This is a genomic window from Protaetiibacter sp. SSC-01 (assembly GCF_014483895.1).
In the GTDB taxonomy this organism is placed as follows: Bacteria; Actinomycetota; Actinomycetes; order Actinomycetales; family Microbacteriaceae; genus Homoserinibacter.
This window is the reverse complement of the sequence record NZ_CP059987.1, coordinates 2,402,309-2,418,535: the sequence shown is the minus strand read 5'-3', so window position 1 is coordinate 2,418,535 and position 16,227 is coordinate 2,402,309. Positions and strand designations below refer to the sequence as shown.

Annotated in this window: 15 protein-coding genes; 9 read left to right on the top strand and 6 right to left on the bottom strand. The window is 69.5% G+C overall.

Annotated elements, in window-relative coordinates:
* Position 1: 1 nt before the first annotated feature.
* Positions 2–1,351: an LCP family protein gene (locus H4J02_RS11395; RefSeq protein ID WP_262406058.1), complete on the top strand. Its 1,350-nt coding sequence runs from the start codon at positions 2–4 to the stop codon at positions 1,349–1,351.
* Between the two features lie 18 nt (positions 1,352–1,369).
* On the opposite strand, the gene H4J02_RS11390 is transcribed toward H4J02_RS11395, so the two are convergent.
* The 5 genes from H4J02_RS11390 to H4J02_RS11375 form a co-directional block, all read right to left on the bottom strand.
* Positions 1,370–3,196 carry an S-layer homology domain-containing protein gene (locus H4J02_RS11390; protein WP_187674690.1) on the bottom strand — a complete coding sequence of 609 codons (1,827 nt, stop codon included), beginning with the start codon at positions 3,194–3,196 and terminating at the stop codon, positions 1,370–1,372.
* Between the two features lie 97 nt (positions 3,197–3,293).
* The gene (locus H4J02_RS11385; RefSeq protein ID WP_262406057.1) at positions 3,294–4,409 is read right to left on the bottom strand and encodes a glycosyltransferase; all 1,116 of its coding nucleotides are present in this window, start codon (positions 4,407–4,409) and stop codon (positions 3,294–3,296) included.
* 8 nt (positions 4,410–4,417) lie between these two features.
* A complete protein-coding gene (locus H4J02_RS11380) occupies positions 4,418–5,158 on the bottom strand; it encodes an ABC transporter ATP-binding protein (RefSeq protein ID WP_262406056.1) in 741 nt (246 codons plus the stop codon).
* Positions 5,142–6,005: an ABC transporter permease gene (locus H4J02_RS14045; protein WP_262406055.1), complete on the bottom strand. Its 864-nt coding sequence runs from the start codon at positions 6,003–6,005 to the stop codon at positions 5,142–5,144. Before H4J02_RS14045 ends, H4J02_RS11380 begins: the two co-directional genes overlap by 17 nt.
* Positions 6,006–6,087: 82 nt before the next feature.
* Positions 6,088–8,094, bottom strand: coding sequence for a DUF6541 family protein (locus H4J02_RS11375; protein ID WP_187674688.1), 2,007 nt, complete (start codon positions 8,092–8,094; stop codon positions 6,088–6,090).
* 45 nt (positions 8,095–8,139) lie between these two features.
* Between H4J02_RS11375 and H4J02_RS11370 the strand changes: the two genes are divergently transcribed.
* Genes H4J02_RS11370 through H4J02_RS11350 form a run of 5 tightly spaced genes read left to right on the top strand, consistent with a single transcriptional unit; the run spans position 8,140 to position 12,627 of the window.
* Entirely contained in the window at positions 8,140–9,252 is a 1,113-nt protein-coding gene (locus tag H4J02_RS11370) for an FAD-binding oxidoreductase (RefSeq protein ID WP_187674687.1), read from the top strand.
* Positions 9,245–10,243, top strand: a complete 999-nt coding sequence (locus H4J02_RS11365; RefSeq protein WP_187674686.1) for a glycosyltransferase — start codon at positions 9,245–9,247, stop codon at positions 10,241–10,243. The genes H4J02_RS11370 and H4J02_RS11365 overlap by 8 nt, the downstream gene beginning before the upstream one ends.
* Entirely contained in the window at positions 10,230–11,045 is an 816-nt protein-coding gene (locus H4J02_RS11360) for a glycosyltransferase family 2 protein (protein ID WP_222942176.1), read from the top strand. Before H4J02_RS11365 ends, H4J02_RS11360 begins: the two co-directional genes overlap by 14 nt.
* Positions 11,042–11,812, top strand: a complete 771-nt coding sequence (locus H4J02_RS11355) for an NAD(P)-dependent oxidoreductase (protein WP_187674685.1) — start codon at positions 11,042–11,044, stop codon at positions 11,810–11,812. Before H4J02_RS11360 ends, H4J02_RS11355 begins: the two co-directional genes overlap by 4 nt.
* Positions 11,809–12,627 carry a sugar phosphate isomerase/epimerase gene (locus H4J02_RS11350; RefSeq protein ID WP_187674684.1) on the top strand — a complete coding sequence of 273 codons (819 nt, stop codon included), beginning with the start codon at positions 11,809–11,811 and terminating at the stop codon, positions 12,625–12,627. Before H4J02_RS11355 ends, H4J02_RS11350 begins: the two co-directional genes overlap by 4 nt.
* On the opposite strand, the gene H4J02_RS11345 is transcribed toward H4J02_RS11350, so the two are convergent.
* On the bottom strand, positions 12,615–13,079 hold the full coding sequence (locus tag H4J02_RS11345) for a GtrA family protein (protein ID WP_187674683.1): 465 nt from the start codon (positions 13,077–13,079) through the stop codon (positions 12,615–12,617). The two genes, H4J02_RS11350 and H4J02_RS11345, sit on opposite strands and share 13 nt — an antisense overlap.
* A gap of 131 nt (positions 13,080–13,210) precedes the next feature.
* Between H4J02_RS11345 and H4J02_RS11340 the strand changes: the two genes are divergently transcribed.
* From H4J02_RS11340 to glf, 3 genes are read left to right on the top strand one after another with little or no spacing between them, the layout of a single operon-like run.
* Positions 13,211–14,161 (top strand): glycosyltransferase family 2 protein, encoded by a 951-nt coding sequence (locus H4J02_RS11340; protein WP_187674682.1) that lies wholly within the window; start codon positions 13,211–13,213, stop codon positions 14,159–14,161.
* Positions 14,154–14,999 (top strand): glycosyltransferase, encoded by an 846-nt coding sequence (locus tag H4J02_RS11335; RefSeq protein ID WP_187674681.1) that lies wholly within the window; start codon positions 14,154–14,156, stop codon positions 14,997–14,999. Before H4J02_RS11340 ends, H4J02_RS11335 begins: the two co-directional genes overlap by 8 nt.
* Before the next feature lie 58 nt (positions 15,000–15,057).
* On the top strand, positions 15,058–16,218 hold the full coding sequence (gene glf, locus H4J02_RS11330; protein WP_187674680.1) for a UDP-galactopyranose mutase: 1,161 nt from the start codon (positions 15,058–15,060) through the stop codon (positions 16,216–16,218).
* Positions 16,219–16,227 lie beyond the last annotated feature (9 nt).

Below are 16,227 nucleotides of genomic sequence, written 5' to 3'. Positions count from 1 at the left end.
CATGGCGAGCGTGCTGCGCGACCCGGATCGCACCGACACCGACTTCATGACGAAGCGCGCCTGGTGGCTCGTCGGGCTCAACCTGCTCGTGCCCGGCTCGGCGCAGGTGCTCGCGGGCAACCGCCGCCTCGGCCGCTTCGGCCTCGGCGCGACGCTCGTGCTCTGGGCGATCGCGCTCGTCGCCCTCGCGCTGCTGCTCTTCGCGCGCGGCCTGCTGCTCACGATCGCGACCAACACGTGGGTGCTCGCGGGCGGGGCGGCCGCGCTCGTGTTCTACGCCGTGCTGTGGGTCGTGCTGACGCTCGACACCCTGCGGCTCGTCGTGCTCGTGCGCGTCGCCCCCGCGGCGCGCGCGTTCGTCGCCGGCCTCTCGGTCGTCGCGCTCGCCGCCGTCTCGGGCACGGCCGCGTACGGCGCCGTCGTCTCGACCTCGGGCATCGGCCTGCTCGACGCGATCTTCGCTGAGCGTCCCACCGTCGAGCCCGTCGACGGCCGCTACAACATCCTGCTGCTCGGCGGGGATGCCGGACCCGACCGCCAGGGGATGCGGCCCGACAGCATCTCGGTCGCGAGCGTCGACGCCGAGACCGGCCAGGTGACGCTCATCGGCATCCCGCGCAACCTCGAGAACGTGCCGTTCTCGGAGGGCTCGCCCATGTGGGAGGTGCTGCCGAACGGCTACGACTGCGGCAGCGGCTGCATTATCGACTACCTCTACACGTACGGCGAGCTCGACTGGGCCTACCTCTACCCGGACGCCGAGGCGAACGGCTCGAGCCCCGGCATCGAGGCGATGCGCGACGCCGTCGAAGGCGTGACGGGCCTCGAGATCCCCTTCTTCGTCATCATCGACATGCAGGGCTTCGCCGACCTCATCGACGCGATGGGCGGCATCGACATCACCGTCACCGAGCGCGTGCCGTACGGCGCGAACGAGGACGAGCACGGCAACTCCCTGCCGCCCGCCGGCTACTTCGAGCCCGGCGACTACCACATGGACGGCGGCTGGGCCCTCACCTACGCCCGCACGCGCTACGGCACGAGCGACTACACGCGCATGCAGCGCCAGCGCCAGGTGCAGGAGGCGATCCTCGACCAGTTCACGCCCGGCAACGTGCTCTCCAACTTCGTGGGGATCGCGGAGGCCGGCAAGCAGGTCGTGAAGACCGACATCCCGAAGCAGATGCTGTCGTACTTCGTGCAGCTCGGCGAGAAGGCGAAGGAGCAGGAGGTCGTCTCGTACGACCTCACGCCGCCGGATGTCGACCCCGAGAACCCGGACTACGCGTTCATCCGCGCGAAGGTGCAGGAGCTCGTCGGGCCGAAGCCGACGGAGACGCCTGCGGGCTGAGCGGGAGCCGGGTCGACCTCAGTCGCCGTAGATGCGATAGAGGAACGCCGCCATGGCGGCCCGGTAGACAGGTGCCTCGGCCGCGAAGCTGCCGTCGGCGTTACCGCGCGTGATCCCCTCCGCCTTCATCCACGCGATCTCCCTCGCGTAGGTGGACCACACAGGGATGTCGGTGAAAGGCGGCGTCGTGGGGGCGTCGAATGCTGGCGAGCCCTGGGCACGGTAGATGAAGGCCGCCATATCGCGACGGATGACGTCGTCGTACGGCTTGTAGTAGGTCACGGCTCCGGCCCGGGTGCCCATCGCGATGCCCTGGGCCTTCATCCACTCGATCTCCTTGTAGAACTGATAGCTCTTCGGCACATCGATGAAGCTCGGCGTTGCAGGGGGCGTGAATGCGGGCTCGCCGGCGGCGCGGTAGAGGAAGGCCGCCATCGCGCCGCGCGACACGTTCTGCGCGGGGTCGAATCGGCGCACACCGTCCGTGCCCACGGTGCCGCGCGTGATTCCCGCGCGATAGAGCCACTCGATCTCCTCGTAGAACCCGTTCGACGGGTCGACGTCCGCGAAGGTCAGCAGTTGCACCGACATGGGGTTCGGCATCCAGACCTCGTAGCGCGGGGTGTCGCCTTCCTCGAGGTAGACGAGCGCCTCGACGCCGGGGAAGTACGGGTTCTGGAAGCGGTAGATGTCGATGTAGTAGTAGCCGGGTCGAAGGTCCGGCATGTTCCACAAGCCAGCCCCCGCGCGGTGGATGGTCGACCACTCGGACCACTCCTCCGCGTCCTCGTCCCACGCCGAGTACGCGACCTGGAGCTGACCGTAGACGTCGTCGTAGGAGGCGGCGGAGCCGGGCCCGTCGAAGGCGACCGTGAACGACGTCTGCTCGTAGACGACGATGTCGACGCCCTCCACGATGACGTTTCCGGACATGTCGACGTAGGAGGGCCACCGTCCGTTCGGCCCGCCGTATCCGCCCACGGCGACGGACATCCGGCAGACCTTCGGGATCCCGCGGAAGATGTAGCGCCCGTCCTCGTCGGAGTGCGCGGTGTAGCGCGGTCCTGCGGAGTAGTCGGGCAGGATGCACGCCGCGTTGGCGGGCATGTTCGCGATGGGCTCGCCGCTCGAGTCCGTGATGATGCCGGTGATACCGGCGCCACCGCGCAGTACGACGTCGTAGTCGGTGCGGTCGGCGGTCGGATGGATGATACGGCCGGGACCCGGGCGAGACGAGCCGATCCCGTCCGTATCGAAGTACCAGTCGATGGGCGGCTGCAGCTGGCCGGGCACGAACGAGAACGCGAGGATCATGTCGACGGCCTCGACGCGCGGGAAGGCGTAGCTCCCGTCCGAGCCGGTGGTCGTGCGGTGGGTCGCGAAACCCACGCTGCCGTCGTTCGGGCGCAGCTCGACCGTCACGCCGGCGGCGGGTGTCCCCGCCTCGTGCAATCCGACGTGGCCCGACACGATGTAGCCCGGCGGGATGACGTGATCGAGCACCTCGCCACCGCGCGTGCCGTACACCTGGGTCGTGCTCGCGAGGGGCTGATCCCCGAGGTACTCGAACATCACGTAGTAGCGGTTGGTGGTCGTCGCCCCCGGCACGGCGTAGTGCCCGGAGGCGTCGGTGAACGTCGTGAGAGGGTTGATCATCGACCGGGAGAGCGATGCCTGGACGCGCACCTCACCCTCCCCCGCAGAGACGCCGGGGGTTCCGAGGTCGACGTGCCCCGTGATAGAGGCAGGCTCGGCAGCGGCCGGCGTGGCGCTGAGGAGGGTCGAGGCGACGGCGATCGCTGCGACGAGGGACCATGCCGCGAAGCGGGGACGGGTGGTGGTCATCAGCGCCTGTTCGATCGGGATGTGCTGTCGGCGGTCATCGCCCGACGGCGATCAGCCGAAAAGTAGCAGTCGCCAAGCCTGGGGGGAAGTCCCCTCGTCAGAGGTCAGCGTGCAGCTGCCAGACCTTCTCGGCGGAGTCGCGCCAGCTGAAGGCACGCGCGCGGTCGCGGCCCGCGACACTGAGGCGCTCGGCGTGCCCCTCGTCGTCGAGCACGCGCGCGATCGCGCTGCGCAGTCCCTCGGCGAAGCCGTCACCCGATACGACCTCCGCGGCGTCGTCGACGAGCTCAACGAACGCGGGCGCGTCCGAGCAGACGACGGGCGCGCCGAGCGCGAACGACTCGAGGATTCCGAGGCCGAAGCCCTCCTCGCGGCTCGGCTGGACGAACACCGCGGCTCCGGCCTGTACGGCTGCGCGGTCGTGCGCCCCGAGACGGCCGAGGCGCACGAGCCGGTGGGCCGGAAAGCCTGCAGTCTCGCGAAGCGCCTCGATCGTCGTCTCGTCCGAGTCGCCCGCGAGCACGAGCGGCACGTCGAGCGGGAGCAAGGCCTCGAGCAGATCGCCGAGGCGGTGGCGAGGGTTGGGTGTGGCGAAAGACAGCACGTAGCTGTTCGGCAGCCCGAGCTCGCGCAAGCGCGCGAGAGCGTCGTGGGGGATCGTGAGCCCCTCGGCCGGCGCGAGCGGGATGACGCGGACGCGGTCGCCGAAGTCGGCGTGCTCGGCGACGGCCGCAGCGACGGCGTGGCTGGGCACGACAAGGGCGTCGGCGTAGCGCTCCGCGCGCCGAATCATCGCGCGCTGCCACGCGAGCGAGCGGCCCATGACCGTCTCGGGATCGGTCCAGAGAAGTGCGTCGTGCAGCGTCACCGCCACCTGCGTACCGGGGTCGTTGACGCGGTCGTGTCGGCCGAGCGGGGCCAGCAGGCTCGGCGAGTGCAGCATCCCCCTCGGCGCCGAGACGAGTCCACGGCGCCAGGCTGACGCGAGTTCGCGGCGGGCGAGCGCCGATTTCTCGAGCCCCGCGAGACCGGGCAGACGTTCGGCGAGCTCCGCGTACTCGGGTTCGGGCGACGCCGACACGAGTCCGATGACCTCCGCCCCCTCGGGGGCTGTGCGGATGAGGGCGCGGGCCAGCTGCTCCGCAGCGCTCCCCGTCGCGGGGAGCGCTGCGTCGAGGATCTCGTCCAGCACGTACCGGAGTGAGATCGCCACCGCTCCGCCTACTTCGCCCTCAGCATCGCGACCGCCTCGTGCGAGGGGCCGTCGAAGACCACGCGGCCCTTCCGGAGCAGCACACCGCGTGGGCACAGGTCGGCGACCGTGTCGAGCGCGTGGCTCACGACGACCATCGTCTTGCCCTGGCTCTGCAGCTCGCGGATCTTGTCGAGACACTTGCGCTGGAACGGCTCGTCGCCGACCGCGAGGATCTCGTCGACCAGCAGGATGTCGACGGTCGTGTGGATCGCGACCGCGAAGGCGAGGCGCACGAACATGCCCGAGGAGTAGTGCTTGACCTCGGTGTCGATGAAGTCCGCGATCTCGCTGAACTCGACGATCTCGTCGTAGCGCTCGTCGATCTCCTTCTTGGACATGCCGAGGATGGCCGCGTTGAGGTAGATGTTCTCGCGACCGCTCAGGTCAGGGTGGAAGCCTGCACCGACCTCGATGAGACCCGCGACTCGACCGCGCGTGAGCAGCTCGCCGCCGTCCGGTCGAAGGACCCCTGAGATGAGCTTGAGCAGCGTCGACTTGCCGGAGCCGTTGAACCCGAACAGAGCGACGGACTCGCCCTCGCGGATGGTCACCGAGACGTCGTGCAGTGCGTCGAAGGTCGTCGCGAGCCTCTTCCGGCGCACGAGTGCGACGAAGGTCTCCTTGAAGGAGTGCGTGTGGCGCAGGACGAAGCGCTTGCTGACGTCCTTGACGATGATGCGCGCCTCCGCGTCAGAGGTCTTGGGCAAAACGACCCTCCAAACGACGGAAGACGAGCTGGCCGAGGAGCAGCACCGCGACCGCGATGAGCACGCCGACTCCGGCGCGCAGGTAGAGGTCAGGCGGCAGCTCGAAGGTGCCGGGCGTGGTCGGGAACCACAGGCCCGCATGGAAGAGCTCGACCGCGACCGTGACGGGGTTCATGAGGTAGACCTGCACGAGCCAGTCGGGGAACGCGTCGCGCACGGTGGTCCACGGGTAGAGCACGGGTGATGCCCACGTCACGACGAGCGCGATGAGCTCGACGAAGTTCTGCGAGTCGCGGAACGACACGTTGATGGCGCCGAACAGCATCCCGAGGCCGGTCGCGAGCACGGCGATGATGAGGATGCCGATGAGCACGCCGAGGAGCTGGAGCGGCTCGGGGTGCCACCCGACGAAGAGTGCGACGACGACGGTCACGAGCAGCTGCGGGAGGAAGTTGATGAACGCCACGATCGTCGACGCGACGGGGAACATCTCGCGTGGCAGGTAGATCTTCTTGATCAGCGGGCCGTTGTCGACGATCGACTTCGTGCCGTTCGAGAACGCCTCCGTGAAGAAGTTCACGGCGATCAGGCCGCTGAAGAGGTAGATCGGGTAGACGTCCATGCTCGCGTTGAGGCGGAGGAAGACGCCGAGCGCGAGGAAGAAGACGATGAACTGCGCGGTGGGCTTCACGTACGACCACAGCCAGCCGAGCACCGATCCGCGGTAGCGGACCTGCACCTCCTTGCGGATGAGAAGGCTCAGCAGATAGCGGCGACGGAAGACGTCGATGAGCCCGGCGCTATCGCCAGGGCGCACGAAACCGCCGACCGACGCATCAGTTGTCACGGGACCTCATTCGGGGATCGGGCGGCCGGACGCGGCCGCGGGCCGCGCGGGCTCGAGCGATTCTACCCGTCGTGCCCGGGCGTCATCCGCAGGCGGTGATGCGGTACAGCTCGGCATCCCCTTCGCGGGCCACGAGCTCCATGACGCGCGGGTCGCCGTGCGCCGCGTCGACGCCCGGGAACGCCTGCGCCTGCGGATCCCCGTCCCACAGGAGGCCCTCGGAGTAGTACGCGTAGCCGACGCCGAGGCGCTCGAGGGCGTCGCACACGATCGGGTTCTCGGCCGCCTGCGACAGCCCGGCGGCGACGAGCAGACGGTCAGGGTCCCACATGCCGACGAGGTGGGGGAAGAGCGCCTCGCGCCGGCCGACCGACCAGGTGAGCACGGATCCGTTCCACGGGTTGCCGACGACGAGCTCCCCTTCGGGCACGAGGTCGGGGAGACGCGTGAGGAGCGCGACGTCGTCGCGGTCGATGAGGCGCCCATCCTTCTCGTCGCCGACGTCGAACGACGCCGCGAGCGTCCCGCGCATCGCGGCGAGCGCGGGCGACTCGACCGTGAGCACGAGGAGCGCGCCCGCCACGAGCGCTGCGAGCACGTTGCGGGCGATGCGGGGGAGCCGGCGACGCGTGAGGCGCACGATGAGGCCGCGCAGGCCGACGAGAGCGAGTGCGACGAGAGGGACACCGAGCAACGGGAGCGCGGTGATCAGGCGGAACTTGTCCTTGTACCAGAGCGCCGTGGCCAGCTTGGCGATGTCCGAATCGGAGGATGCGGCGAGGCAGAACAGCAGCGCGACGAGCGCGTAGGCGACGGCGACCCACCGCAGCGAGGGGCGGACGATCGCGAGCACGACACCGCTCAGCACGAGCGCGGCGAGGACGAGGGAGGCGGGGAGTGCCCATGTCGAGGTGGGGGTCGACTGCGCGAGCACCGACCAGACGGCCTCGCCGGGGGTCATCGTCGCGAGGGCGGGGCCTCCGTTGAGACGGTCCGAGATCGGGCGGTTCGCCACGTCGAAGTAGCGGAAGGCGAAGACCACCGCGCCGACGCCCGCGAGCACGAGCGCGGTCGCCCCCGCGGCGAGCCACGTGAGCCACCGTCGGCGCCTGGCTGGGTCGCGCAGGCGCGGCGCGACCCAGCGCGCGACGCGCCAGACCAGGAACGGCGCGAGCACGACGAGGCCCGTGGGCAGCGAGCGCGGATGCGCGAAGCACGCGCCGGCGAACCACACGATGAGGGCGGCCCACGCGAGCGGGATCCGCGGTGCCGCCTCGCTGCGGGTGGCGCCGAAGGCGGCGACCGTCAGCGCGACCCCCGCTGGCAGGAGCGAGTAGGCGAGAAAGGTGGGATAGATGACACCCCAGTCGAGCAGGAGCGCGGGGAATATCGTGAAGGCGGATCCCGCCACGGCGGCAGCAGGCAGCACGAGCATCCGAGGGCCGCGTACGAGCAGCTCGCTCAGCCAGGCGATCCCCGGCAGCCATACCGCGGAGGCGACGGCCCACCACGTCGCGATCGACGCGAACGGCACCGGTGCCCCCGTGAGCTGGGCGGAGAGAGCCGCGAGCGAATGCCACCCGGCCGGATAGAACTCGACGCCGTCGCTCGGGTGCGTGATCGCGTAGAGGCGGAACGAGGAGGCGGAGCCGCCGTCGAGGATCGACGCGATCGCGTTCGCGTGGAAGACGCCGTCGTAGCTCTGATCGATCGGCAGGGACGGCAGCCACGCCAGAGCCGTGAGCCCGATGACGCCGGAGCCCACGACGAGGCCGCCGACGAGCGCGAGGGACGGACGGGCCCAGCGGTCGGTCGCCCGCCGCACAAGCGGCGTGAAGCGGCGCAGCACGAACGCGGCCGCGGCGGCGAGGGCGGTGCAGACCGCGACAGCGCCGGCGCCGAACGGCGCGCCCACGAGGTCGGCGAGGACGCCGGTCACCCCGATGATCGCGACCGAGATCGGCCCCGCGATGGCGATCGCGGCCGTCCCGCGCACGCGCAACAGCGTCGCCACGAGCCCCCCGGGCAGCAGGACGCACACGAGTGCGACGACGAACGGCGGGGCCACCGCGGACCAGTCGAGCAGCACGACCTCGACCCTATCCGGCGAGGGCTCGGCTGTTAGTCTGAACGGATGCAGCGGCCGACCGACGCAGTCGTGATCGGCGCCGGCTTCTACGGACTGCGCATCGCACTCCACCTGCGCGAGAGCCTCGGCTTCAACTCCGTCGTCGTCTTCGAGAAAGAGGACGCCGCGATGGATCGCGCGAGCTACGTCAACCAGGCGCGCGTCCACGGGGGATATCACTACCCGCGGAGCATCCTGACGGCGTACCGCTCGCAGGTGAACTTCCCGGTGTTCGTGCGCGAGTTCGGCGATGCCGTCGTCGACGACTTCGAGCACTACTACGCGATCGCCCGCACCCTCTCGAAGGTCAACGCCCGGCAGTTCGAGCTGTTCTGTGCGCGCGTCGGCGCCTTCCTCGAGCCGGCCGAGTCCGAGGTCGCCGAGCTCTTCAACCCCCTCGCGGTCGAGGCGGTCTACCATGTCACCGAGCCGGCCTTCGACTCGCGCGTGCTGCGTCGCGTCCTGCTCGACCGGATCGAGGTCGCGGGTGGCATCGAGGTGCGCTACGGCGACCGGGTGGAGTCGATCGAGCAGGCGGGTGAGACCGACATCGATGTGCACGCTCAGAGCGGAACCCGACGTGCTCACGCCGTCGTGAGCGCCACCTACTCGGAGCTCAACCCCCTTCACCGACGCTCCGGCATCCCCACGGTGCCGCTCCAGCACGAGATCACCGAGATGGCCCTCGTCGAGCTGCCGGACGAGTTGCGCAAGACCGCGGTCACCGTGATGGACGGCCCGTTCTTCTCCGTCATGCCGTTCCCTAGCCGCGGACTGCACACCCTGAGCCACGTGCGCTACACACCGCACCACCGTTGGCGCGACGACGAGCTGCCGCGCGAGCTCGACCCTCACGAGGTGCTCGCCTCGCTGCCCGCCGTGTCGCGCTACCAGGCGATGCGGGCCGACCTTCTGCGGTTCCTCCCGGGCTTCGTCGGCATGGAGCAGAAGGACTCGATCTGGGAGGTCAAGACGGTGCTGCCCAAGAGCGCGTCCGACGACTCCCGCCCCATCCTCTTCCGGCCGGATCACGGCCTCCGCAACTACACCTGCATCATGGGTGGCAAACTAGACAACATCTATGACGTACTTCAGGAGCTGACCATTCTGTATGGCTGATTCACCTGCCACGTCGACTCCGGTGCTCTCCGACGTCTTCGTCTCGGTAGTCGCGGTGCTCGACCCCACCCTGCGCGGCGGGGGCGACTTCGTGCGCCGCGTTCACGCCGAGCTCAGCACGCGCTACGCCAACTACGAGGTGATCCTCGTCGACAACGGCGCCGAGCCGGGCGAGCTCGTGCAGCTGCGCGAGCTGCTCGCGACCGTGCCCTGCATCCGCATCCTCCGCCTCTCGCGGCCCACGACGATCGACACGGCGATCTTCGCCGGCATCGAGTCGGCGGTCGGCGACTACGTCGTCGTCATGTCGCCCGCCCACGACCCGGTCGAGACGATCCCCGAGATCGTGAAGCTCGGCCGGGAGGGCAACGACATCATCCAGGGCGTCAGCACCCTGCCGATCGACAGCAACTTCATCGGTCGGATGGGGCGGCGTCTCTTTTACTGGTACAACCGCCGCTACCTCGGGGTCGACATCCCGCTGCAGGCGACCTACCTCACGGGGCTCACACGCCGCGCGGTCAACTCGCTCACGGCGTCGCAGCGCAGCCACCGCTACCTGCGTCATCTCATCCGCTTCATCGGCTTCCGCCTCACCGAGTACTCGTACACGCCGATCGAGGGGCCCTCGCGACGCCGCACCTTCAAGGCGGGCTACATGGAGGCCATCGAGATGGTGTCGAGCTACTCGACCCACCCGCTGCGCGTCGTCACCATCGTGGGCGTGCTCGGGGGCCTCTTCAACCTGCTCTACGCCGTGTACGTCATCGTCGTGCGCCTCGTCGCCGACCGCGTCGCGGAGGGCTGGACGACAACGTCGCTCCAGCTCTCCCTCATGTTCTTCGTGATCTCCGTCATCATCGCGGTGCAAGCCGAGTACCTCGGGCGGATCCTCACCGAGACGCGACGCGAGCCCAGCTACTTCGTGATGGAGGAACTCGAGAGCGAGACGCTCATCGCCGACCTCGAGCGCCGCAATGTCAGCAACTGACCTCGACGACGCCGGCTGGCAGGTGCCGGCGTCGCGCATCGACGTGCTCGCCCCGAAGGCGCACCGCTACTGCGTCGTCGTCTTCGTCATCAACGAGGGCGAGAAGGTGCGGAAGCAGCTCGCCCGCATGAACGAGCTCGGCTACGACGCCGACACCGTCGTCGCCGACGGCGGCAGCACCGACGGCTCTCTCGACCTCGAGTACCTCGGGGCGAACGGCGTACGCGCACTCCTCACGAAGACGGGACCGGGCAAGCTCAGCGCGCAGATGCGGATGGCCTTCGCGTGGGCGCTGCGCGAGGGCTACGCCGGGGTCGTGGTGGTCGACGGCAATGGCAAGGACGACGTCGCGGCGATCCCGGACTTCCTCCGCCTGCTCGACGAGGGCTACGACCACGTCCAGGGCTCCCGCTTCATCCCCGGCGGCAAGGCCATCAACACCCCCCTCTCGAGGCTCATCGGTCTCAAGGTGCTGCATGCGCCGCTCATCAGCCTCGCGGCGGGCCGTCGGCACACCGATACGACGAACGGATTCCGTGCCTACAGTGCGCGACTGCTCGCGTCGCCTCAGATCGGCGTGTTCCGCGACGTGTTCCAGACCTACGAGCTGCACTATCACCTCGCGATCGAGTCGTCGCGCCGGCCGGGCTTCCGCACGACGGAGACGCCGGTGACGCGCGCCTACCCGAAGGGCAAGACGCCCACCAAGATCAGCCCCGTCAAGGGCAACATCCACGTGCTCGGCGTGCTGTTCCGCGCCGCCGCCGGGAAGTACCGGCTGAAGGAGGATCGACGCGCATGACGTCAGCACTGTTCGGAGCATCGGGGTTCGTCGGGAGCAACCTCGCCGCGGCTGGCGACTTCGACGAGCACTACGGCTCCGCGAATTCGCGCGAGGCGATCGGGCGCGAGTTCGGACTCGTCGTGTTCGCCGCCGCACGTGCGGAGAAGTGGCGCATCAACCAGGACCCGGAGTCCGACCTCGCCCACATCCGCGACCTCGAGGAGCTCGTCGCCGGTGTGCGCGCCGACCGCTTCGTGCTCGTCTCGACGGTCGACGTCTATGGGAACCCGGTCGGTGTCGACGAGACGACGGTCATCCCGACCGAGGGTCTGCACCCCTACGGTCTGCACCGCCTGCAGCTCGAATCCTTCGTGCGTGAGCACCACCCGGAGGCGCTCATCGTGCGACTGCCGGGGCTCTTCGGACCGGGCCTCAAGAAGAACGTCATCTACGACCTCCTGCACGACAACAACGTCGACCGCATCCACCGCGCGGGGAGCTTCCAGTACTACAACGTCGCGCGCCTGTGGCACGACCTCGGCACCGCCCATGACGCCGGGCTGCGCCTCGTCAACCTCTCGAGCCCGCCGCTGCGCACGGACGAGATCGCGCGCGTCGCCTTCGGCATCGACTTCGACAATGAGCCCGAGGGCGTGAAGCCCGGCAGCTACGACGTGCGATCGGTGCACGCGGATGCGTTCGGCGGGGTCGACGGCTACACCTTCTCGCGCGAGCAGACGCTCGCCGACCTCGTCGAGTTCGTCGCAGCGGAGCGCGCCCGGTGAGGCTCGCGATCAGCAACATCGCGTGGCCCGCCGAGGAGGAGGCCGACGTCGCCGCCGCCCTGCAGGCAGCCGACGTGACCGAGGTCGAGATCGCCCCCACCAAGACCTTCACCGACCCGCTCGCGACGAGCGAGACAGAACGCGCGGAGTACCTCGGGTTCTGGGCCGACCACGGCATCCGCGTGAGCGCCTTCCAGTCGATGCTCTTCGGGCGCCTCGACCTGGAGGTCTTCGGCAGCCCGCAGGTGCGCGAGCAGACGGCCCGATATCTCGAGGGCTTCATCGAGCTCGCCGGGCAGCTGGGCGCCGAGCGGATGGTGTTCGGCTCGCCGAAGAACCGTCGCGTGCCTGAGGGAATGGACCTCCAGGAGGCGCATGCGATCGCGGAGGAGTTCTTCCGTGGGCTCGGCCGCGTCGCCGTCGATCACGGCACGGTCTTCTGCATCGAGCCGAACCCGACGGCGTATGACTGCAACTACGTCGTGAACGCCCAGCAGGGGATCGAGCTCGTCGCGCGCGTCGACCACCCCGGCTTCGGCCTGCACCTCGACGCCGCCGGGATGACGCTCGCCGGCGACGATGTCGGAGCGTCGGTGCGCGCGGCGGGCGGCCTTCTGCGGCATTTCCACGCGAGCGCGCCCTACCTCGGCGCGCTCGAGGACACGGAGGTCGATCACGCATCCGCGGCGTCCGCGCTCGCGGCGATCGGCTACACGGGCGCGGTGTCGATCGAGATGCGCCCGGGCGACGCGGGCGAAGGGCCGGCGCGCGCCGCAGCAGCCGTCGAGCTCGCGAGGCGCTACTACGCCGGCTGACCCTCCGGGCCGTCGTCGGGGGTCTCCTCCTCGAGCAGCTCGGCGTCGTGCTTCTGCTTCGGCAGGAACAGGAACCGGCTGAAGAGGTAGTTGAGCGAGAACGAGATCGGGACCGTCACGAGCTTCCACGCGAACGGCACCCAGTCGGTGAGCGACACCGCGAGCTGGATGAGGCTCGAGAAGACGACGATCGACGTCAGGTACCAGCCGACGAAGAGCACGTAGGTCGAGAGCCGCGTTCCGACGCCGAAGGTGTAGCGCGTCACGAGCAGGTACACGACGGTGATCGATACGACCGAGCTCGTGCCGTTGGCGAGCCAGGGGGGCAGACCCGCCCACACGAGCAGTTGGAAGCCGACCAGATCGACGGCGAGGCCCGCGGCGGAGCCGCCGAAGAAGGTCCAGAACTCGCGCGTCCGTAGGATGCCGAGGATCGCCTTCACGTGCCGCACGGTCCCCGCCTCTTCGTCTCGTCTGGCTGACCCTCCACTGTAACCGGGCATGGATGGGCGCCTCGTAGACTAGCGGGGCTTGTGCGTCCGTCGCGGCCTCGTCTCGAGTGCCGGAAGAACCCGGAGTCGTTGTGGTCCGTGTCACTGCTGTCGTCGTCGCCTGGAATCGGCGCGACCTCCTCCGAGAGGCCCTCGAGGCCCTCGAGGCTCAGACGCGACCCGTCGACGACATCGTCGTGGTCGACAACGCGTCCGACGACGACTCCTCGGATGTCGCGCGCGCCGCGAGCCCACGTGCGAACGTCATCCGCCTCGAGCGGAACACGGGCGGCGCCGGCGGCTTCGCCGTGGGGATCGCGGACGCGATCGGCACCCACGGCGCCGACCTCGTCTGGATCATGGACGACGACACGGTGCCGACGGAGACGGCCCTCGCCGAGCTCCTCGCCGCGCGGCAGGCGGTCGGCAGCGCCGCATCCGTCTACGCCTCGCGCGTCGTCTGGCACGACGGCACCGACCACCCGATGAACACGCCGCGACGCGATCCGTTCGCCTCGCGCAAGGCCCGCGCGCGGATCGAGGGGCTCGGCCTCGTCCCCGTGCGCAGCGCCTCCTTCGTGTCGCTACTCGTCGACGCCGCCGTCGTGCGCGAGCGTGGCCTGCCGATCGCCGACTACTTCATCTGGAACGACGACTTCGAGTACTCGACGCGCCTCATCCGCGGTCGCCTGGGTGTCTACTGCCCGGGCAGCGTCGTCGTGCACAAGACGAAGGTGCTCGGCTCGACGGATGCCGACCCGGGCCCCCGCTTCTACTACGAGGTGCGCAACAAGCTCTGGCTCTTCCGCTTCTCGGACGGGCTGACGGCATGGGAGAAGCTCGTCTACGGTGGCTCGACGGTGCGTCGCTGGATGCGCACCGTGCGCCGGTCTGCCGAGCCGGGAGTGTTGCGTGAGGCACGCGCCCGCGGCTGGCGTGACGGCACCCGCAGTGCGCCACGGCCGAACGGGGCCTCGATGGCGGACCTCCCGCCGGCCGTCGACGCGATCACGGCCTTCGCGAGCCGAGGCGGCCGTGTCTGACCTGCCTCCGTTCTCGCTCCTCCTCCCGTTCTATCGGAACGACGATCCCGCCCACCTCGAGCGCGCGTTCCGCAGCACCGTCCACGATCAGACGCTGCGGCCCTCCGAGGTCGTGCTCGTGCAGGACGGCCCTGTGCCGGGGGGCCTCGCGATGGCCGTCGCCCGGCTCGTCGCCGACTCGCCCGTGCCGGTCAGGGTGGTGACCCTGCCGGAGAACTCGGGGCTCTCCGTCGCGCTCACCCGCGGTCTCGAAGAGGCCGCGCACGAGGTCGTCGCGCGCATGGATGCCGACGACGTCTCGGCGCCGAGCCGGTTCGCCGTGCAACTGCCCCACATCGCGGAGGGGTTCGACCTCGTCGGCTCGGGGATGTACGAGTTCGTCCAGGACCCGCGCGAGGGCGAGATCATCCTCGAGCGGCGCGTGCCCCCGCTCGGCACCGAGGAGATCGTCCGCGTCTCGCGGTTCCAGCAGCCCTTCAACCACCCCACCGTCGTGTACCGACGCTCCGCTGTGCTCGAGGCGGGCGGCTACCTGCCGATGGGCACCATGGAGGACTACTGGCTCTTCGCGCGCATGATCGCGCGCGGTGCACGCGTCATGAACGTGCCCGAACCGCTCGTCCACTACCGGGTGAGCTCGGGCGCCTACCATCGCCGAGGCGGCATCGGGCTGCTTCGCAGCGAGCTCGCCCTGCAGCGCGCCTTCCGCGCGTCGGGGTTCACGACGAGCGGGCAGTATGTGCGCAACGTCGTCGTGCGCGGGGGCTACCGGCTCGTGCCGGTCGCTGTGCGCCGTGTCGCCTACCGCCGCCTCGTGGCGCGGCGGCATCGGGCGTGACGCCGTATCCTGGAGTGCGGCCCGCAGCCCGAGGGCGGAAACGGATGACAAGCGCGTGATGGACATCGACCTCCTCGTCGTCGGATCGGGCTTCTTCGGCCTCACGATCGCGGAGCGTGTCGCCGAGGAGCACGGCCTGCGGGTCGGCGTCATCGAGCGCCGCGGGCACCTCGGCGGCAACGCCTACAGCGAGGCCGACCCCGACACGGGTATCGAGATCCACCGCTACGGCGCGCACCTCTTCCACACCTCCCACGAGGGTGTGTGGGAGTACGTCAACCGCTTCACGCGTTTCACGTCGTACCAGCACCGCGTCTACACGAACGTGGGCGGCGTCGTGTACCCGATGCCGATCAACCTCGGCACGATCAACCAGTTCTTCCAGGCGTCGTACTCGCCCGACGAGGCCCGCGCGCTCATCGCCGAGCAGGCCGCCGAGGTCGCGACGGGCGGTGCCTCGAACCTCGAGGAGAAGGCGATCTCCCTCATCGGGCGCCCGCTCTACGAGGCGTTCATCCGCGGCTACACCGCCAAGCAGTGGCAGACCGACCCGCGCGAGCTCCCGGCCGACATCATCAGCCGACTGCCGGTGCGCTACACCTACGACAACCGCTACTTCAGCGACACGCACGAGGGGCTTCCGGTCGACGGCTACACCGCCTGGCTCGAGCGGATGGCCGATCACCCGCGCATCCAGGTCATGCTCGACACCGACTTCTTCGACGAAGGGCATGCGCTCTCGAAGTCGAAGACCGTCGGCAGTCTGCCTGTCGTCTACACGGGTCCCGTCGACCGCTACTTCGACTACGCGGAGGGCGAGCTCCAGTGGCGCACTCTCGACTTCGAGCGAGAGGTGCTGCCGATCCCGGACTACCAGGGCACGAGCGTGATGAACTTCGGCGACGAGTCGGTGCCGTACACGCGCATCCACGAGTTCCGTCACTTCCATCCCGAGCGCGACTACACGCGCGACGCCACGGTCATCATGCGCGAGTTCTCGCGCTTCGCGGACCGCGGCGACGAGCCGTACTACCCGGTGAACACCCCGCAGGACCGTGCGCGCCTCCTCGCCTACCGCGAGCGTCAGGCGGCGGAGCCGAACGTGCTGTTCGGCGGGCGCCTCGGCACATACCAGTATCTCGACATGCACATGGCGATCGGCTCGGCGCTCTCGGCGTTCGACAACAAGCTCCCGCAGCTGCTCGCGAGCGCCGGCTGAGGCGCGCGC